Here is a 19,259-nt window from a genome sequence, read left to right on the forward strand (position 1 = left end):
TTAGACGTCAGTCGCCTTACGGATTAATTTCGCGTATTTTGGATACGATAATACCACTCAAGCTGGCGATCAAAGCCTGTTTCTAACAGACTGGCAATGACTCGTCCTGTCAGACCCCAAACCGTTTCACCATCCACTTGCCAGCTAGGCGTGAGAATGGTCGCGATCTTATCTTGCATTGCATATTCTACCGTATACTCGACAGTAGGCTGAGTCAGCAAGGTTTCAAAATCTGCCCAAAAAATGCGCGAGATTTCGCCAAGCTCAGGGACTAATAATAAATCTGGCGCAATCAGCGCCACAATAGGACGCACACTCATACCACTTTTAGAGGTTTGAATGGGCAATTGACCAATTAGCTGGACTTTATTAGGTTGTAGTGCCGTCTCTTCACAGGCTTCACGCAAAGCGGTGACGACATTATTACCGTCGCCTGCGTCATGTTTACCACCAACGCAAGAGACCTCGCCAGCATGGCTGTTCATGTGCGCAGCGCGGCGTGTCAGTAGCAGTTTTGGATGGCGTTCATGGGTAATGGCAACCAATACCGAGGCATCGGCAATGGGTGTTTGATACAAGCTATCTAGAATGCGAGTGCTACGAGAAGTGCTAGCATCATACAGCGCAGGACTGGTGACGGCATTTAAGGTCTCATGCTGCACCCGTTCCGCCAACGTTCTAATGGTGGGATAACGAATAAAGTCCGGCACAGCAACTGAAAACTCATCAAAACGTAGCGACTGCGGGGGAAGTAACATGATTATTGCCCTATATTTTTATTAGAATTAAGCATCGGATAGTGGAGCTTATCTCTCGCAATGTGTACAACGCTTGCGCCAGAGTTATTGCTACGCGTATCGCATCTACATGCTGGCCTCCATTCATTCATCGTCATGCTTGGCGACGTAAAGTGGCATTTTTTAATACCCCTTACTCTGATAGATGCGCTCGCTTTGCTGGTTGCCCTTACCTGGTTGCCCTTACTTACAACAACACCAGTCGCGGCAGCCATTACTCTTGTTGTTGGTAAAGCTATCATTCAATAGTTAGCGTGAGTCTAGCCTAGCGCAATCTTATCGTGACTGCATATACTTTATGTGACTGTCCTGCTTTGCCTGCTGATACATTCATTAATAGCAACCGTAGCCGTAAGCAGTTGCGCAAACCTGTGTGCTTGTTATTATCACTGCCAGTGTGATGAGAATTTGTGTTATCTTAGGATTAACAACTATGATCACCTAACATCTGATAAGCTAAAGTCATACTATTTTATAAAATAAGAATCATAATTCTTCAAAGAACGACAATCCTTTTTCTCATTTCTATTTATCATGTAGATTTATCATTAAATAAGGCAGTTGATATGCGCTATTGTTTACAATGCGGTCATGAAGCAGAACGTAAAATACCAGCCACTGATAATATCCCACGCTTGGTATGCCCCAATTGCCACTATATTCACTATGAAAATCCAAAAGTGATTTGTGGCTCACTCGTTGTGCATAAGCATCGGGTACTGCTATGTCGCCGCGCGATCGAGCCACAGTATGGCTTATGGACACTACCAGCTGGCTTTATGGAAAATGGCGAAACCATGGCAGAAGGGGCCGCTCGTGAAAGCTTTGAAGAAGCCGAAGCGGTCGTCATCAATCCGCATTTATATTGCTTATATGATATTCCTGATATCGGGCAAATCTATAGCATCTATATCACTGAGTTAAAAGACGGTGCTTATGGCATCGGCTCTGAAAGTCTTGATTGTGCGTTATTTACCGAAGAAGACATTCCATGGGACAAACTTGCCTTTGAAGCGGTACGTCGCACCCTAAAAAGCTACTTTGCTGACCGCAAGCAATACGATAATCATGAAAATTTCCCTATTCATCAGGATATCATCGGTAAAGACCAAGCGATCAAGCGCTACTAGCCCTAAGCATATAAAAAATAACCTTATAAAAAATTGACTGCTTTACAAAAGTGGTTGGTAAAAACCATTGATAAGTCTTATGCTAAGTTTTGAATATAGCCACCTATCAATGGTTTTTTATTGTCTGAAGTCAATCGTTTAAGCCGACTTGCGAGAATATTATGCTGACTTTATTGCAACGCTCTTTACCGCTACTACCACTGACCATCGCCATGACTCTAACCAGTATAAGTATTACCAGCCATGCGGAAGATGCACGGTTAACCGCCAAACAATCCGACCCACAAACGCTTGGCTGGATGCAAGGTTTTCCGCCGCCTGCCGATAAACTGATTACTCAACCTTCCTCTAATTTTTTTAGTTTTCCCAAGCTGCGCTGGACGGTCTGTCATATCCGTGAATTGATGCCCACCACTGACGTCAGTCGCGGTATCGGTGCGCCTTCCAAGCTCAGCTATGCGTTAGATAAAAATATCGATGCCATCACCTTTATGCCTACTGACAGTAAGCGCCCGATGACTTGGAAGCAATCACTGGATGCCAATTATACTGACGGCATTATGGTCATGCATCATGGCAAGGTGGTATACGAGCGCCAAAACGGCTGCCTCAATGAGCTGGGCAATCATGCGGCGATGTCGATGACCAAATCAATGACTGGGCTGTTAGCAGAAATCCTCGTGACCGAAGGTAAGCTTGACGATAAAGCTTTGGTGGCGTCTATCATTCCAGAGCTCAAGAACAGTGGTTTTGGTGATGCAACCGTACGCCAAGTCATGGACATGACCACAGCGCTCGATTATAGCGAAGACTATGCCGATCCTAATGCCGATATCTGGAAGTATTCAGAAGCGGCAAGCCCATTACCAAAACCAAAAGATTATAACGGACCCAATGGTTACTTTGAGTACCTGCAAACAGTTAAGAAGAACGGCGAACATGGGGAAGCTTTCAACTATCGAACCATTAATAGCGACGCGCTAGGTTGGATTATTTCGCGTACGACTGGTAAAGCGGTGAATGAATTACTCTCGGAGCGCATCTGGCAAAAAATCGGCGCTGAACAAAGCGCCTATATGACGGTCGATGCTAAAGGTACGCCGTTTGCTGGCGGCGGTCTTAGTGCAGGCTTGCATGATATGGCACGCATTGGTAGCTTGATGCTCAATAAAGGCGAGATTAATGGTGAGCGCTTATTCCCAGCTGCGGTCGTTGATAATATCGAAGCGGGTGGCGATAAAGAAGCTTTTGCGAAAGCCGATTATAAGCAGCTGACTAACGGTAGCTACACAAGTATGTGGTGGTTATTTAATAACCCCACGCCCATCTATGCGGCACGCGGCGTCCACGGTCAAACGGTCTATGTGGATCCAGCAGCCGATATGGTCATCGTTCGTTTTGCGTCATATCCGGATGCTAGTAACGGTAAAATCGACCCTACCTCGCTACCAGCTTATAAAGCGGTGGCAAATTACTTAATTAGAAAGTAAACCTGTAAAAAACACTATCAAGCAATAAGAACAGCCGCTTCCAGTTTTAGTGAAAGCGGCTGTTTTTTATATAACGATTAAATCAGCAGACTTGAAGAAGATTAACTTTTAATTTTACAAACGTTAAAGCCTAACTCTTGTACTGCTGCTTCTTTATCATAAGGCGCGAGTACTGCACGTACATGCTTTTGACCTTGCAGGTATTGCTTAGCAACGCGCTGCAAGTCAGCCACAGTCACGGCCAGTATTGAGGCACGCATTTTACGTTGCCAGTCGACGCCGCGATGATGCAAATCTGCAAAGCAGGCTTTAACCGCCTCCCCTGCTGGAGAGCCTGGCTTATCCATTCCTGAGATAATACCTAAGATGGCTTCTTCTAACTGCTCGTCCGTTTGCGGCCCATTCAATAGCCACTCGATACTGGCATCGAAGTGCGCAAAAGTTTCAGCACACTGCGGGTCACGGTAGCTAAAGAACTTAAAGGCACAGGCATTGGCATCGTAGCCCGCACCGCCGCCATAAGCACCGCCGCGCTCACGAATAGCGCTATGCAGATAACCATTGCGTAGATAAGGCGCTAATACCATCAAGGCTGCCGTATCTGGATGATCAGCCGCTGGTACGGTATAAGCGCTGGCATTATGATAGACGTTGGTTGGCACTAGCCACGCTAAGTCTTCAACATCGAGCGCCACATCACTTTCTAGCGCTTCGACCGCGTCTTTCTCACCATTTAACGCCGTATCAAGTTGCAATTCAGCAAACTCGCTTGGGATATTGGCGTCGATGCTCGCATCAGAATTTTTTAACTGCGCTGCAATTTTTGGCGCTTGGCTGTCTTTCCAGCTATCAACGATTAAATTGCTTAAGCGTTCAGTTTGCTCCGCTTCGCAAATAATGACTGCGTATTTAGGCAAGCTGATCAAACGCTGATGTAAGTCCATCAAACTGGTTGCTAATTTATCCCACTGTGAATCATCGCTACTGGCATGGGTTAAGAAATCTTTTAGCGCGTTCAATGCTGGCAGACCACTGCGCACGTACTCTAATTGCGCTTGACGACTCATACCACGGCTGGCGGTTTGCATGGCATAAGAATGTCCAGAACCGGCAAGGTTTGACTGCCAGCCTGCTTGACGCTGCTGCAAGATTTCTTTGATACGATCATGCTCACTAAAGATACTGTGTTCCATGACTTCTTTGAGCAAATCAATCGCTTCAGGTTTACGATTCAGCGCGCGCGTTGCCACGACGAAATAGCTGCTAATCGCTTGGCTGTCATCGACATTGGTACGTTGGCTGATACGCGCCGTCACCCCTGATGAATGCGCCGCTTGTTTGGCCTGCATTTCATGGGCACTAAGAGAATCTGTACCTAGCTCTGACAATAAGCTTAAATAAATAGGCAATAGCGGATGATTAATGACTTCATTAACGGGCAGCTCGCTTGTATTCTCATTACCAATCGCATCAGTCAACGGTACAATTATTTGATAATAATATAAGCCGTTGGTGCCTGCTTCATATTCAAATAACGTACTTTCTTTGCCGCTCAAATTAATCTGCTTTTGCGTGCCTTGCTTAAAGCTAATATCAGTCGGTACGTCTTCTAAACCCACTTTTGGTAATAAGCTTAAATCATCAGGCGCTGCTTGGCGCGCTGTCAAATCTAACGCTTGTTGTTTTAAGATAGCTTTATCATCAGCGGTCAAATCCATTTCGATGGTATCAAGACGAGCCTGCTCAGCTGCTGCCAAACGGGCGGTTTTTTCACTATCAGGCGTCAGAGTGACACGGACACGGTGCTGATTATCAAGCAAATGCTGCTTGATTAAATTCGGTAACCATTGCGCATCTTTTACTTGTTCACGCAGCCATTGTAAATGCTCATCAACTTCCCATACATCGATAGGATTACCGTCATGAATAGCAGTGCTAAAGCCTTCTAGCATGAGATTTAGACCATAGGGCATGCTATCGCCGCCGATATGGCGCTGATCAATCTCGATTTGGTGCAGAATCGTCTCAATGGTTTCATCATCAATCGGTTGGCTCGCGACCTCTTTAAGCAAATCAATAATGCCCTGCTCTACCGCTTCGGCGTGTTCAGGGTTTGAACCGCGCAGACCGGTATAAAAGACCATTTCATAATGACTGTCATCCAGCCCTAGTAGCGGACTTGGCGCTTTACCGAGTGGATGGCTATCTAGATACGCACGCAGCGGCGAACCAGCATGCTCAACCAACACGCCTTCTAATAAACGCAATGCCAAACGCTGCTTGGGATCAGTAATCGATGGTAATAACCATGCAATCACATGATGCGTTTGGTCAGGCCCTGCTTCGTCAGCCGTATAAGTATCAACCGCACTAATCGGTGCAGACAGGCGTTTTTCAGGACGTGAGACGTGTTTTTTACCCGCTTCAAACTGAATCAAGGCATCTTCATGGATTTTGGCTTGGGTTTCAGCGACTGGAATATTACCAAAGCTCATAATCACGCTGTTTGACGGATGATAATGGCTCTGATGAAACTCAACCAGCTCAGTATGGGTCAAGTCAGGGATATCGGCAGGATCGCCGCCCGAATTATAGTGATAGGTCGTCGTTGGGAATAAATGATGGGCGACCGTATGATACAACTGGTCAATCTCGCCACTCATTGCGCCTTTCATTTCATTAAAAACGATACCCTTAAATTGCGGCTTGTCATTTTCGTCTAACTCAACACGGATACCTTCTTGGGCAAAATCCAGCGGATGAATATTCGGAAAAAACGATGCATCCAGATAAACGGCTAGCAAATTAAAGTAGTCGTTTTTATTTTGCGTCGCATACGGATATGCCGTCCAATCGGCAGCGGTCATCGCATTCATAAAAGTATTGAGCGAACGCTTAATCATTGAGAAAAACGGGTCACGGACGGGGAACTTCTCAGAGCCACATAAAGCCACGTGCTCTAAAATATGCGCCTCGCCTTTTGAATCCATTGGCTGAGTTCGAAAGCCCACCAAAAAGGCATTTTCGTCACTCGGATGTGCCAAGTGGTAATGCATCGCGCCTGTTTTGACGTGCTGGCTTATCAATACGTCCATCGACAATGCATCGATATGGCGATGCTCAATCAGCTCAAAGGCAGGATGCAAAGTTAGATCAGTAGTAGATAACGTGTCGGTCATAATTTTCCTTATGGATTGCTCTAATTTTATTTAGAATAATATGCGATTAATGACTAAATCTAGCCAGTGGCGATAAAATAAAATCGGAGTAAACAATAGATAAATAGTATATGTAATACTTATCGTAGGGTGTTTTTTATATGCTATTTATATAAAAATATTGTGAGTATTATTGTGATTAACCTATGAGTAATATTCAAATTTAATGGCATGTACCCGTGCATCATTTTAAGTGACAGCAATGCACTGGTATAAATTAAAAAGAATTTGCCTAACGGAATTAGATGGGGTTCGCACCTTCATAAGTCAAGATACTGTAGTGATAAAGATGACCAATATGGCAGAATGTCGGATTTTCACAAAGCGAACTCAAAGCTTACTTAACAGCAGCCATCAGTAATGCTATAGTTAGAATCATCTGTCACAAGGAGCCGCTCATGAGTTACGAACATATTTTATTGGTCACCGACTTAATGTCCGATGCTGATGTGGTCGCCCAAAAGGCCAAACGTATCGTCGAGAATCGTCCTAACGCCAAGTTATCGGTATTACATATCGTCAAAGATACCATGGTCGGCTTCGGCTATGAATTGGTGCCAGCCTCCAGCTTATATGACGAAATTGATGATGAACGCTGTCAAGAAGCGCGTGCCAAACTGGCACAGTTTTTGGAGCGTAATGACCTACATGCGGTGAATTCTGAAGTGACCACTGCCATCTCTAACAGTGAAGGTATCGTCAACTATTGTCATAAGCATGATGTTGATTTACTAGTCATTGGTCGTCACGAACGCCATGGTATCGCAGCGTGGCTCAGTGGCGCGACGGCAGATAATATCTTGCCTAATGTCCCATGCGATAGCTTAGTCGTGAGACTGGATAAGCCCGTTAATAAGTAGTTTAAAAAAAGACTTAACGTTGTTTCCAAGTTAGTTAAAGCTATTAAAAAAGCTCATTAAAAAAAGCGCATTGTCTGACATTGCGCTTTTTTATTACTAACTAAAATAGTACATATTCTCGCTAAGACCTCTATATTTATCACTAAAATTAATCTGCTGTCAAAATATCAATAAAGCTTTGCCAAATCGGGCTTTGATGGCGGGCTTTATGCCACACTAGCCACCAAGTTCGTGACAAATCGATGCCCGCGACTTTCACCTGTACCAGCGCTCCTGCTGTCAGCTCTGCCTGAATGACATGCTGTGATAAACAGCCAAGACCAATATCTGCACTCACCATATGCTTAATAGCTTCCGACTGCTGAATCGCCATCACGATTTCTGCATCAGACAAATGCTTGAGCAGCTGCTCGTCGATAATTTGCCGTGTACCTGACCCTGCTTCTCGTACCAATAACGGCAGCTTTGCAAGTTGTGCAATGCTAAGCTCGTAGCAATTATCCGCATCGTTATACGCTGCCATGTCTGTCAACCATTTGCTATCGCGCTTGGTAAAGATCATCAAGGTATCTGTCCGCCACGCACGCTGCTCGATCACCTTCATATCTGTTGGACGCGGCATACCCTCTACGAGCGCAATATCAATATTTAATTGCTCAACTTCGCTGACCACTTCTTGAGTATTGGCGATATACATATCGATATGGGCATCGGGTAGCGTCGCATATAGCTTGGCAAGCAGCGGTGGCAGCACATAATTGCCGATCGTGGTACTAGCACCGATATGAATCTGCCCTGCTTGATGCTTATGATAATGCTCTAGAGTTAAGGCCTGCCCTAGGATAGCTTGTGCCTGTATATAAATAGGATGGGCATTGGGGTGCTGATTAAGCCTACGCCCGACGCGCTCAAACAATGGCATTTGTAGCCTTGCTTCTAATTCTGTCAGCGCACTACTGACCGCCGACTGCGACAAATGCAGCGCTTCACTGGCACGGCTGGTACTACCCGTTTGATAAATACTGACAAACACTGATAATTGCTTGAGGGTAATCTTTGGTAATACCTGCATGGCTTTCTTCATAATTTCTCTGATACCCCATCTTATTGATACAATCTAAAAACCACCTGTTATTTTTAAAATCTTCCCTGATCTAAAAACCCATCTTTTTAGCCCAAAGACTTTTACTAACCTAAAAAATCGATAGTTTTTATCTAATTAATCTGTTTTTATTATAGATTGGTCTGCCTTATAATGTCTATTCATAAGCTTATGCTTATTTCGATTATAGATAATACATAATAGGACAGTCAGTCATGTACGCCTTGACCCAATCAGTAAATAACTATCTCCCGCGCAGCCGCCATTTAGCAGGGCTCATCGTCGTGCTGATTGGCAGCTTGTTTTGTTTGTGGCTCAATACTAGTGTCAACACATGGACAAATGGACGTATCGTTGGCTTATCTTCTCTCACTTTAGCCATTCTCCTTGGTATGGTATTGGGCAATACGGTCTATCCTAACCTTGCTGAGCGCTTAAATGTCGGCGTGGCATTTGCCAAAGGTCAAATATTGCGCCTCGCCATCATGTTTTATGGCTTTAAGCTGACCTTAACGCAAGTATCAAGTGTCGGACTGTCTGCGGTGATGAGCGATGCCTTAGTATTGACATCGACCTTTTTACTCACCTATTGGATAGGTATCCGATGGTTAAAAGTCGATAAACAAACGACGCTATTAATTGGGTCAGGTGCGAGTATTTGCGGTGCCGCCGCGGTTATTGCAGCAGAGCCTGTGGTCAAAGCGGAAGCACACAAAGTCACTATTGCCGTGGCGACAGTGGTGGTCTTTGGTACGGTTGCGATGCTGCTCTATCCGTTTTTATACCATCTTGGTTGGTTGCAACCTTGGCTAAATGCTCAGCAGTACGGGATTTATACGGGTTCCACCATTCATGAAGTGGCGCAAGTCGTCGTCGCTGGTAACGCCGTCAGTCCCGAAGTGGGTGACACAGCGGTTGTTACCAAGATGATACGCGTCATGATGCTTGCTCCTTTTTTACTTATTTTATCGTTTGCCCTAACCAAAGGTAGCAGCGACAATGGCAAAAAACCATCGTTTATGAATCGCGTCCAACAAGTCAAAGTGCCTTGGTTTGCCTTTATATTTATTGCCATCGTCTTACTACACACTTGGGTACCGATGACCGCAAGCTTTGAGCGTAGTATGGTGATGCTAGACGACGTGCTGCTTACCATGGCGATGTTTGCGCTAGGTCTAACCACGCATTTGGGCGCTATTAAACAAGCTGGCGTTAAACCCCTTATCTTGGGGGCGATTATGTTTGCTTGGTTGATCGTTGGCGGTGGTCTAATAAATATAGGTATCAGTTTTTTATAAGACGCTCATTCCTATGATAGCTTGCCCACTATAAATTTATGCAGAATCAACAAAGCCTACGACTATTAACATAGTAAGTAGGCTTTTTTATGAGTAATCTACACCAAATTTTAGACGAAAAAAAACGAACCCGAAGGTTCGCTTTTTTTTCATCTTGCTCTAAGTGTCTATAAAGACAAATTAGATAGCAACGATGTTATGGGCTTGTGGGCCTTTTTGACCTTGAGTTACAGTGAACTCAACTTCTTGGCCTTCAGCTAAAGTTTTGAAGCCTGAACCAGTGATTTCGCTGTAATGAGCAAAAACGTCTGCGCCAGTTTCTGGAGCGATAAAACCAAAGCCTTTAGCTTCGTTGAACCACTTAACTGTACCTTTTTGAACGTCTGACATAATATAATCCTACTTTTAAATTTATTAATGGCCTAGTGACCGATAACGCTTGCAAATAGCTACTGAACGATAAATATTAAAACGAAGGATTATAACTAATACTACGAGGTAATGATTTGGTGCAGAACTGCTCTTAAGCTTGGACGTATTATAGGGGGAACATCCTGATTTCGCAAGTCTTATCTTAGCTTTCATGTAACTAAAGCCCGTTTTTTATGATTTTTGACCTGAAAATCAACGTATTTTAGGCATTTGGCAAACGGAACAAATAGACCGCTACCCCAGTACAGACCACGGCTACCAGCCATGCCATCCATATCATATCGGCGGGAATATTAAAAAATAACATCGTTGTTGAAATAGTCATCATTATTGTCGCTAACCACTTGGCATAGAGTGGCACCGCATGATTATTTTCCCAATCGCGGACAAATTTCCCAAAGTATTTATGATTGATCAGCCAAAAATGAAAGCGCCTGGAACTACGTGCCCAGCAACCTGCCGCCAGTAATATAAAAGGCGCAGTCGGCATGACTGGCAGTAACACGCCGATAATCCCTAATACAAAAAATAGCCAACCCAATATGACAAACGTCCAACGCACCGTTGGGCTGTTATGCTGATTGGTTTTGGGTCGATAATAAAAAGCTTTTTTGTGTTGGCTCATAAAAATACTGTCATTGAATGATATGTAGAGGCTAATATTTAATAAAGATTAGACAGCTAGATTGTTAAACCAGATAATCATTTATAGAACTGCCTACCTATATAGGTAGCTAAGCATGCAATATCACTTAAAACGGTACAAGGCTATTTTTACGAGGTTTTTGCTATCAATAGGTATGTTTGGTTAGTGGTTGGGTAAGTGCGTTGACAATCTTTGACTGAATTTTTAGCACTAAAAAACCGCTCACAGTCTAGACTATGGGCGGCTTTTAGTTTTAGTGACAAGTGTCTGATTGGTTTATTTCGTTACGATACCAAGTTGCTTGGCTTCTTTTAGCCACATTGGAAACTCTTCTAGCATATTTTCATACAAGGCTTCTTCGCTGATATCGTCCAAGTCATCGAGTTCAAAAAAGTCGCAATTATCAATCACGCGCCCTGTCATGTCGTCTAGTTTTTTGAGAATGCCATAACCACGACCACCTAAGCCCACAAATTGCCAAAATATCGGCAGTTTCGCGGCTTCCGTCATGACTCTCGTGATACCGCGATTATCATTCACCCCACCATCACTGATAAATAGCACGTATACAGGCACATCCAAGCCGTCTTTTTGGTAAAATTCCGTCACGGCTTTCATGACCTCTGCTTCATTGTTGATGCGTGGGCCAAGTGCCCATTTGCGCCAGCCGCCATGAGCGTTGTTAATGAAACCGTCATAGTTGCTCAGCCCAATCTCGCCCAAATACTGCGGGTCTCGGGCAAACGCCCAACAGTCTAGCGCTTGGTCGTCATCGAAGTTCACTGCCAATGGCAATATGCGATTGACCACCTCTTGCACGCGACCTTTTTTGTACTGTCTGTTCATTGAGCCTGACGCGTCTAACACCAGTGCTACTTTTGCGGTTAATTGCTGCAATTGGCGTTTCTCAAGTGATATGGTGGCTTTTTTGGCTAGATTGACCAGTTTGGGGGCTTTGTCTAGCATGACCTTCTCTAACGACGGTTTTGCTTGGACTGGCGTAGCGGTTACGTCAGCTGTTGTCGAGCTGCTCTCTTCTACGTCACCACCGAAATGTTGCACGATGGCGGCAAGTCCACCATTAAAGCCTTGCGCGACGTTAGATACTCGCCAAACGCCACCCTTGCGATAAAGCTGCATCAGCATACTGGCTTGCTGCTGGGCAAAGTCTGCTGCTTGATACGCTGCCTGTGCCTTTTGTGACTGCTGCCAAATGCCAATCTCTAACGATTGAATTTGATTGAGCGGCGTGTCAGCTGATAATACAAAAAACAAGCTGTCTATATTCGCAGCCAGTTTGGATAAATCAACTTCAAACTCGGCTTGGATGCCCTTACTCGCCGTTGGCTGTGACTCGTAATGAGTGAGCTTGATTTGCCCGCATGGTGAGGTTGGCTGATTATAAAACACCATATAATCATCATTGATCAGTTTGCCCGCTGCGTCTAAGGCAAAGCAGCTGATGTCCATCTCGATTGGGCTTTGGCGAGTGAACTTGAGCGTGATGGGTGCGGTGTCGTCAATAGCAAGATTGCCTAAAGGCGCGCGTTGTCCGACGGTGAGATGGTTCATGGTGTTCCTTACATGAGAGTTTTATTCTTTTAAAGATAATAGACTAATTACTGGCAATAAAAAACCGCCATAGTGTTTGCTGCGGCGATTTTTTAACTCTAGAACTATTGTTAATTTTTTCAGAGTTCTAAGGTTAAGCGTAAGTTATAAATTAGCTGTAAATATATAATTATGAAAATATTTCAAACATCATAATAAATATAGTCATAAATCTCATCTAAAGTAAATAGAATATAGTAGGCAACGTTAGAACCACCAATTGAAAGTGTATTATAATACCTATTTGTATGGTCATCATAAATATTACATAAGCGTTTGTCAAAAGTAATACAAACCTTAGTCTTCATATTTAGTATGTCATTTTCTTTTGAAAAATCAAATACTATACTTTCATAGAAATAACTAAAATCTACTACTTTGAAGTCTTTATGAGTTATTTGATTCTCAGGACTAATAAGTAAATAGTCATAAATCTCATGTTTTTTTAAGAAGCTCTTAACTGATTTTTCTATATATTTTTTGATCTTAATATCTTTTAAATTAGATTTAAAATCTATAATATAGTCACTTCGAAATTCTTTTTTACTCATAGAGGTATACACTCTGGACTTTATCAAAATTCAACATACATACTTCAATTTCATCAATCTCGCTATAGATATCAATTACTGATTCAGTAGTTTTATAGGAAGGTAGTATAAATTGGCTTTTTATCTTCTTATCTTTGCAGTAGGCATTATTTTTTAAGCAGAACTCATATGTTAGTTGCTTTACTATGTTTGATTTTAAATCTTTAGAATCTTTATCAAAGAAACTTATTGGCAGATATTTCCAATCTATACAATATATGTCATGATTAGACTCTTTTCTAATAGTATCTTCTACAATACCATTCCATTCTAATAAGAAGTCTTTTTCCGTTATTCCATTAAAATAATATAGTTTAGAATTTACTTTCTTTACTGCTAAGCTATGATATTTTTTAGATATTCCTTTTCTAGGGTTTCTATGACTCATACCTTGAAATTTATTTATTATATAGTCAAAAACTTTATTCTGAAACTCATAGCTTGGAACATCATCATATACTTTCTTATGATTCAGTCTAACTTTTATAAGACTATTCATGAGCAAGTTTTTCGATTTTTCAAATTCGTATGAAATAATGCCATTATCAATTAATGACTTTATAATTGAATTATTGCTCTTATGAACAATAAGGTCAGGTCTCATCCATCTTTCGTTTTTATTGAATTTGATATTGAAATTATTGTCAAAATTACTATCTATTAGTATATTAAAACCGCCGAAATTTTCTCTTTTTAAATTATCAACTTTATTTTCCAATCTGAGAGCAGAGTCACAATATAGTATTTTATCCTTTTCAATATTTTTAATAAAAAATGAATTACACATATCCTCCCATATTTGATAAAAATTATTAATACCCCAAAATCCTTGCCCTTCATTTTCGTCAAATTCTAGGCTGCCATATAAGAAGTTTTCTACGGCCTCATATACAATCCAATAGGAATTATTTTTATATGAAGTATTTCTATGAGTTATATCCAAACGATCTTTAAGTATTTTTATTGTAGACTCATAATTATTTTCATTAAATAAACTTTGCTCGCTAGTTAGATATTGATAAGAGAAATTATATGAAATATCCTTTACTTTTTCGTCAACTTCGTATTCTAACTCGACTAAAACCTCATTATAAATATAACAATATATCTCAATAATCTCGCTTGGTATACTATGTATAGCATTTCTTGTACCATGCATAAAATCAATTATGATACTATTGTTCTTTAAAAACACTCCATTATTAACTAGATTATCTATATCCGAATAATCTATGTCCTCTAACAAACCAACCTCCTGAATTAAAGCATCTAAATCCAATAGGTTCTGAACAGACATTATCTTATCAATCATGTCAATCTTACTATACATTATAATTTCATTATTATTTGTATCAGTAAACCGATAGGAATTATTTCTATCCGTGTTCATGTTGTCTTTCGATTGTGGCTTATAATCAGAGATATTATATAAATTTTTTCTACTTTTTATGAACTTTTTAAAAGTTTTGTACATGCCGAAAAATATTTTTTTAATATTTTCGTAGTTTATATCGAAATCATCGAAACCTCTCGGTAGATTAAAAATCATTTCTTGAGTACAGCTATCTTTCCTTATTCCGACGAATGAGCCATAATTACGATTTTCAGACTCATTGCCTTTGATTACCTTCAGCTCATTGAAGTTAAACATTAGGTTTCTCAATCTCTTTAATAAAATCATCTACTCTTTCTGCAAAATCTCCAAACGTTACAAGATCATCTTTATTTTTAATATTTAAAAGTTCCAAAAGGGGTTTTTTATCTCTTGTAAAAACACTATCCCAAATAAAGAACATGAGTTTAGTTTGGATGCTAGACTTGAGTATCACCTCATCTTTTATAAAATACTTTCCAACTTGCTTATCTTCTATTCCTCTAATATAGTTGTGATTAGATTTAATAAAATTATTTAATTTTGTTATAAATCTATCCCAATCGGTTCTATTGCTAAAAGCTACTCCTGAGACTTTTATCGAGTTTGAGTCAATATTGATAAACTCCCAATCCCAACGTCTTTTAAAAGCGGTGTCCATATAATATATGGAACTATCTGACGTATTCATAGTAGCAACAATGGAAAGGTTCGGTGGAATCCTTATTGTTTTATTAATTAAATCAAAATTTAGGAATGATATTTTTTCTTGCAACGTTTCTAATTTTTTTACGCCATCGTACGGCCTTAATTTGTACTCATCAATCTCTTGATTTTTGTCATATGAGAACGTGAAACCTATAAGCTCAAGTAGCTTGAAAAACATTACACCATTGATATTGGTGTTATAGTTTGACCAACCCTCATCGTCTCTATCAAGAAGTTGAAAGACTGAGCCAAAAATAGATGATGAATTACCTCTGTTAATTTCATCGATTACCAATACAACATTTTCTACTTCTGTATCTTCTATTCTATCACCTTGTTTATTATATACCTTGAGGATATTCTTATATGCTTGACTTAGGGCTCTTAAAAAGTGTCCTTCATAAAAATTGTATTCTACTTGACCTGATTTGGTCATTGGTAGCAACTTTCCCATAAAGTCACCATGGGTATATTCTGGATGAAAAACAGCTTTTACTACGTTCTCAGGATTCTTATCAATATTAATTTTCAATTCATTAGGTATAATTTCTTTATCAATCATATGACTCTTGCCAGTACCAGGACTGCCAAATATAATTTTTTGAATAGGTTTAGAACTCATGGTATTTTCTCTAAATTGCATAGTAATATTTTTAAGAATAAGGTGTATATTAATAGACCTCTTGCATAAGTCATTGCAGCCCTCATAACTCCGATAGTGGAAGTCAATAAACTGGTACTTTTGCCAAGAGATCTAATGTATCATAAACTTTTGTTTTGCTCTATGCGTATAAACTAACTAATAGAGTAGACGCAAAATAAAAAATAGAGCTACTATCTAGGTAATGCTACAACGCCTTTAACTGCTCCATCTGCGCTGTCATCGCCGTCAACTGCCCTTCTAGCTCAGCCAGTTTCGCTTTTTCAGCATCGACCACTTCCGCAGGCGCTTTACTGACAAAACCTTCATTACCTAGCTTACGCGCGATGCCTTCGGCTTGACCTTTCAACTTATCATATGACTTACCCAGACGTGCTAGCTCAGCCGTTGGATCGATCAGACCTTTCATCGGTACGAGTACCCGTAGCTGACCGACCATACTTGATGATGACAGTGGCACCTCATCGCCTTCTTTGACGATCTCTAAGCTCTCGACTTTGGCCAGCGCTTTGAACTGGTTTTTGATGCGTGATAGACGCGCATCTTCATCAGCAGAGATATTTTGTAGTAGTACGGGCAGACGTACCGCGTTGCCCAGTTTCATCTCACCACGGATGTTACGGACGCTAGCGATTAGCTCTTGTAGCCACGCCATATCCGCCTCAACCTGCTCACTGATTTGTGCGGCATCCGTTTTTGGATAGTCAGCGACCACGATGCTGTCGGTGTTTTTTCGACCCAGTAGCGGTGCCACTGTCTGCCAGATTTGCTCCGTCAGATACGGCATGATTGGATGGCTAAAGCGTAGCGCCGTCTCTAGCACGTGCAGCAGTACATAGCGGATTTGCGCTTTACGCTCATCCGATACCGAGTCATCATTTAGACTGGCTTTGGCAAGCTCAACATACCAATCACAGTACTCATTCCAGATGAACTCATAGATATCTTGGCTGACCATATCGAGACGATACTGGGCAAAATGCTGATGGATATCGGCAACGGTAGAGTTCAGACGGCTCATGATCCATTTTTCTGGTAATTCCCAAACGTCAGGGTTTGCCGCTTGATCGATAGGCTTGGCATCACCTTCGCTATCGACGCAGTTCATAAGTACAAAACGGCTGGCGTTCCAAATTTTATTACAGAAGTTGCGATAGCCCTCGACACGCTTTAGATCAAAGTTGATATCGCGACCGGTACTGGCTAAGGACGTGAAGGTAAAGCGCAATGCATCCGTACCAAAGGCTGGGATGCCTTCTGGGAACTCTTTACGCGTTTGCTTTTCGATTTTGGCCGCGTCTTTCGGATTCATCATATTGCTGGTGCGTTTTTCGACCAAAGCTTCCAGATCAATACCGTCGATTAGGTCAATCGGATCTAAAACGTTACCTTTTGATTTTGACATTTTTTGACCATTACCATCACGGACCAGACCATGCACATAGACGGTCTTAAACGGTACTTGCGGCGTACCGTCTTCGTTTTTCACGAAGTGCATGGTCATCATGATCATGCGGGCCACCCAAAAGAAGATAATGTCAAAACCTGTCACGAGCACGCTGGTTGGGTGGAAGGTGTCCATCACGCGTGGATCGGCGTTGACGTCTGCCCAGTCAAGCGTACTGAACGTCCATAGACCTGAGCTGAACCATGTATCGAGTACGTCATCATCTTGGCGTAGTACGACATCATCGCTTAGATTGTACTTGCTACGTACTTCAGCTTCATCACGGGCGACATAAACCTCACCTGTCGCATCGTCATACCACGCAGGGATACGATGTCCCCACCACAGTTGACGGCTGATACACCAGTCTTGTAGATCGGTCATCCACGCCATATACATGTTTTTATACTGCGCAGGGACGAACTCGATGCTACCGTCTTCTACTGCGTCAATCGCAGGCTTGGCCAATTCTTTCACAGCGACATACCACTGATCGGTCAACCATGGCTCAACGATCGTACCGCCACGCTCAGCACGTGGGGCTTTGAGTGCGTAGTCCTCGATGTCTTCTAGCCAGCCCTGCTCGCCTGCTTGCGCCACGAGGAACTTACGCGCGGCAAAACGTTCTAAACCAGCATACTCACTAGGTGTAGTTTCTAGCTCTGGCTCACGTGTTTGCAGATCAGGATAAACTTCCATCGCTGGCAAAATATTGGCGCGCTCATCAAGGATATTAATCAATGGCAAGCTATGACGACGACCCAATTCGTAATCGTTGAAATCATGTGCTGGGGTGATTTTTACGCAGCCCGTACCAAAGTCTTTTTCGACATAATCATCAGCGACGATAGGCACGACGCGACCCGTAATTGGCAGAGTAATGGTTTTACCAACTAAATGTGCATAACGCTCATCGCTAGGATTGACCGCAACAGCAGTATCACCAAGCAAAGTCTCAGGACGCGTAGTCGCTACCACCAGATAGTTTTTACCATCTTGAGTCGTTAGGTCTTTATCCGTGAAATGATAGCGGAAATGCCACAAGCTGCCTTTTTCGTCATGGTTTTCAACTTCTAAATCAGACAGCGCGGTTTGGAATTTTGGATCCCAATTCACCAAACGCTTACCGCGATAGATAAGTCCATCATCAAACAGGCGTACGAACACTTCTTTTACCGCGTTGGACAGACCATCATCCATGGTAAAGCGCTCACGCGACCAATCAACCGAGCTGCCCAAACGGCGAATTTGGCTGGTGATATTGCCGCCCGACTCTTCTTTCCATTCCCACACTTTATCGACGAAATCTTCACGCGTCATGTCACGGCGCTTAATACCTTGCGCCTCCAAACGACGCTCAACAACCATTTGGGTCGCGATACCGGCATGATCCGTACCCGGTTGCCATAGCGTATTGTCACCATCCATGCGGTGATAACGGGTCAGCGCATCCATGATTGCGTTGTTAAAGCCATGACCCATGTGCAGCGAGCCAGTGACATTCGGTGGTGGCAAGGCGATAGAGAACGACTCTTCTTTATCAAAGGTCGGCTTAAAATAGCCGCTTTCTTCCCAGCCTTGATACATACCCGCTTCGACTTCTGCAGGGTTGTAAGCATTCTCTAACTGGCTTAGGGCCGCTTGAATAGATGTAGTGAGGTTGTGGTTACTCATAATGGCATTATCTTTTATTGATTGAATGTGATTAAAGCGAATATAAAAATTAGGAAAATCATGAATAGAGTGATTTTAACGCAGATAGGCAGATTTTGTTAGATGCTAAGGCAATTTATCAGACTTGCAGAGTGGCATTGCCCCATTAATAAACGCAAAAGTCCATAAACGTCCCCAATCGAATGAGACTCCAACAAAATAAATGCTAGTGATGTTATAAAAT

At 42.2% G+C, this 19,259-nt stretch carries 14 protein-coding genes; 4 read left to right on the forward strand and 10 right to left on the reverse strand.

Features of this window, described 5'->3' with window-relative positions:
• Nucleotides 1-23 precede the first annotated feature (23 nt).
• Nucleotides 24-758, reverse strand: a complete 735-nt coding sequence (locus ACP7AE_RS02800) for an NUDIX hydrolase (RefSeq protein WP_426241259.1) — start codon at nucleotides 756-758, stop codon at nucleotides 24-26.
• 605 nt (nucleotides 759-1,363) lie between these two features.
• Here ACP7AE_RS02800 and ACP7AE_RS02805 point away from each other — a divergent pair.
• Together ACP7AE_RS02805 and ACP7AE_RS02810 are read left to right on the forward strand one after the other, a co-directional pair.
• Nucleotides 1,364-1,927, forward strand: coding sequence for an NUDIX hydrolase (locus ACP7AE_RS02805; protein ID WP_045453478.1), 564 nt, complete (start codon nucleotides 1,364-1,366; stop codon nucleotides 1,925-1,927).
• 161 nt (nucleotides 1,928-2,088) lie between these two features.
• Nucleotides 2,089-3,417 carry a serine hydrolase gene (locus ACP7AE_RS02810; RefSeq protein ID WP_426241260.1) on the forward strand — a complete coding sequence of 443 codons (1,329 nt, stop codon included), beginning with the start codon at nucleotides 2,089-2,091 and terminating at the stop codon, nucleotides 3,415-3,417.
• Between the two features lie 101 nt (nucleotides 3,418-3,518).
• Here the strand turns inward: ACP7AE_RS02810 and ACP7AE_RS02815 are convergent, their stop codons facing one another.
• Nucleotides 3,519-6,596 carry an insulinase family protein gene (locus ACP7AE_RS02815; protein ID WP_426241261.1) on the reverse strand — a complete coding sequence of 1,026 codons (3,078 nt, stop codon included), beginning with the start codon at nucleotides 6,594-6,596 and terminating at the stop codon, nucleotides 3,519-3,521.
• 437 nt (nucleotides 6,597-7,033) lie between these two features.
• On the opposite strand from ACP7AE_RS02815, the gene ACP7AE_RS02820 reads away from it, so the two are divergent.
• Nucleotides 7,034-7,495: a universal stress protein gene (locus ACP7AE_RS02820; RefSeq protein ID WP_045453475.1), complete on the forward strand. Its 462-nt coding sequence runs from the start codon at nucleotides 7,034-7,036 to the stop codon at nucleotides 7,493-7,495.
• 148 nt (nucleotides 7,496-7,643) lie between these two features.
• On the opposite strand, the gene ACP7AE_RS02825 is transcribed toward ACP7AE_RS02820, so the two are convergent.
• On the reverse strand, nucleotides 7,644-8,579 hold the full coding sequence (locus tag ACP7AE_RS02825) for a LysR substrate-binding domain-containing protein (protein ID WP_426241262.1): 936 nt from the start codon (nucleotides 8,577-8,579) through the stop codon (nucleotides 7,644-7,646).
• A gap of 233 nt (nucleotides 8,580-8,812) precedes the next feature.
• Between ACP7AE_RS02825 and ACP7AE_RS02830 the strand changes: the two genes are divergently transcribed.
• The gene (locus tag ACP7AE_RS02830; protein ID WP_426241263.1) at nucleotides 8,813-9,895 is read left to right on the forward strand and encodes a YeiH family protein; all 1,083 of its coding nucleotides are present in this window, start codon (nucleotides 8,813-8,815) and stop codon (nucleotides 9,893-9,895) included.
• A gap of 180 nt (nucleotides 9,896-10,075) precedes the next feature.
• Here the strand turns inward: ACP7AE_RS02830 and ACP7AE_RS02835 are convergent, their stop codons facing one another.
• From ACP7AE_RS02835 to ACP7AE_RS02865, 7 genes are all read right to left on the reverse strand, one after another.
• Nucleotides 10,076-10,285: a cold-shock protein gene (locus tag ACP7AE_RS02835; protein WP_045453470.1), complete on the reverse strand. Its 210-nt coding sequence runs from the start codon at nucleotides 10,283-10,285 to the stop codon at nucleotides 10,076-10,078.
• A 244-nt stretch (nucleotides 10,286-10,529) separates the two neighbouring features.
• Nucleotides 10,530-10,952: a YbaN family protein gene (locus ACP7AE_RS02840; protein WP_087813547.1), complete on the reverse strand. Its 423-nt coding sequence runs from the start codon at nucleotides 10,950-10,952 to the stop codon at nucleotides 10,530-10,532.
• 297 nt (nucleotides 10,953-11,249) lie between these two features.
• Nucleotides 11,250-12,545: a VWA domain-containing protein gene (locus ACP7AE_RS02845; RefSeq protein ID WP_426241264.1), complete on the reverse strand. Its 1,296-nt coding sequence runs from the start codon at nucleotides 12,543-12,545 to the stop codon at nucleotides 11,250-11,252.
• A gap of 182 nt (nucleotides 12,546-12,727) precedes the next feature.
• The gene (locus ACP7AE_RS02850) at nucleotides 12,728-13,135 is read right to left on the reverse strand and encodes a hypothetical protein (protein ID WP_426241265.1); all 408 of its coding nucleotides are present in this window, start codon (nucleotides 13,133-13,135) and stop codon (nucleotides 12,728-12,730) included.
• Complete coding sequence (locus tag ACP7AE_RS02855) at nucleotides 13,128-14,825, reverse strand: hypothetical protein (protein ID WP_426241266.1); 1,698 nt, start codon at nucleotides 14,823-14,825, stop codon at nucleotides 13,128-13,130. The genes ACP7AE_RS02850 and ACP7AE_RS02855 overlap by 8 nt, the downstream gene beginning before the upstream one ends.
• Nucleotides 14,818-15,876, reverse strand: a complete 1,059-nt coding sequence (locus ACP7AE_RS02860) for an AAA family ATPase (RefSeq protein WP_404643383.1) — start codon at nucleotides 15,874-15,876, stop codon at nucleotides 14,818-14,820. Before ACP7AE_RS02860 ends, ACP7AE_RS02855 begins: the two co-directional genes overlap by 8 nt.
• A gap of 226 nt (nucleotides 15,877-16,102) precedes the next feature.
• Nucleotides 16,103-19,036 carry a valine--tRNA ligase gene (locus tag ACP7AE_RS02865; RefSeq protein ID WP_426241267.1) on the reverse strand — a complete coding sequence of 978 codons (2,934 nt, stop codon included), beginning with the start codon at nucleotides 19,034-19,036 and terminating at the stop codon, nucleotides 16,103-16,105.
• Nucleotides 19,037-19,259: the final 223 nt, after the last annotated feature.

Source organism: Psychrobacter sp. TWP2-1-2 (assembly GCF_049896785.1).
GTDB lineage: Bacteria > Pseudomonadota > Gammaproteobacteria > Pseudomonadales > Moraxellaceae > Psychrobacter.

Excerpts from the sequence above, each read along its gene's own strand:
- ACP7AE_RS02820 (WP_045453475.1), top strand. The coding sequence starts at position 7,034 with ATGAGTTACGAACATATTTTATTGGTCACCGACTTAATGTCCGATGCT.
- ACP7AE_RS02800 (WP_426241259.1), bottom strand. The coding sequence starts at position 758 with ATGTTACTTCCCCCGCAGTCGCTACGTTTTGATGAGTTTTCAGTTGCT.
- ACP7AE_RS02855 (WP_426241266.1), bottom strand. The coding sequence starts at position 14,825 with ATGTTTAACTTCAATGAGCTGAAGGTAATCAAAGGCAATGAGTCTGAA.
- ACP7AE_RS02845 (WP_426241264.1), bottom strand. The coding sequence starts at position 12,545 with ATGAACCATCTCACCGTCGGACAACGCGCGCCTTTAGGCAATCTTGCT.
- ACP7AE_RS02835 (WP_045453470.1), bottom strand. The coding sequence starts at position 10,285 with ATGTCAGACGTTCAAAAAGGTACAGTTAAGTGGTTCAACGAAGCTAAA.
- ACP7AE_RS02805 (WP_045453478.1), top strand. The coding sequence starts at position 1,364 with ATGCGCTATTGTTTACAATGCGGTCATGAAGCAGAACGTAAAATACCA.
- ACP7AE_RS02815 (WP_426241261.1), bottom strand. The coding sequence starts at position 6,596 with ATGACCGACACGTTATCTACTACTGATCTAACTTTGCATCCTGCCTTT.
- ACP7AE_RS02860 (WP_404643383.1), bottom strand. The coding sequence starts at position 15,876 with ATGAGTTCTAAACCTATTCAAAAAATTATATTTGGCAGTCCTGGTACT.
- ACP7AE_RS02830 (WP_426241263.1), top strand. The coding sequence starts at position 8,813 with ATGTACGCCTTGACCCAATCAGTAAATAACTATCTCCCGCGCAGCCGC.
- ACP7AE_RS02825 (WP_426241262.1), bottom strand. The coding sequence starts at position 8,579 with ATGAAGAAAGCCATGCAGGTATTACCAAAGATTACCCTCAAGCAATTA.
- ACP7AE_RS02865 (WP_426241267.1), bottom strand. The coding sequence starts at position 19,036 with ATGAGTAACCACAACCTCACTACATCTATTCAAGCGGCCCTAAGCCAG.
- ACP7AE_RS02850 (WP_426241265.1), bottom strand. The coding sequence starts at position 13,135 with ATGAGTAAAAAAGAATTTCGAAGTGACTATATTATAGATTTTAAATCT.
- ACP7AE_RS02810 (WP_426241260.1), top strand. The coding sequence starts at position 2,089 with ATGCTGACTTTATTGCAACGCTCTTTACCGCTACTACCACTGACCATC.
- ACP7AE_RS02840 (WP_087813547.1), bottom strand. The coding sequence starts at position 10,952 with ATGAGCCAACACAAAAAAGCTTTTTATTATCGACCCAAAACCAATCAG.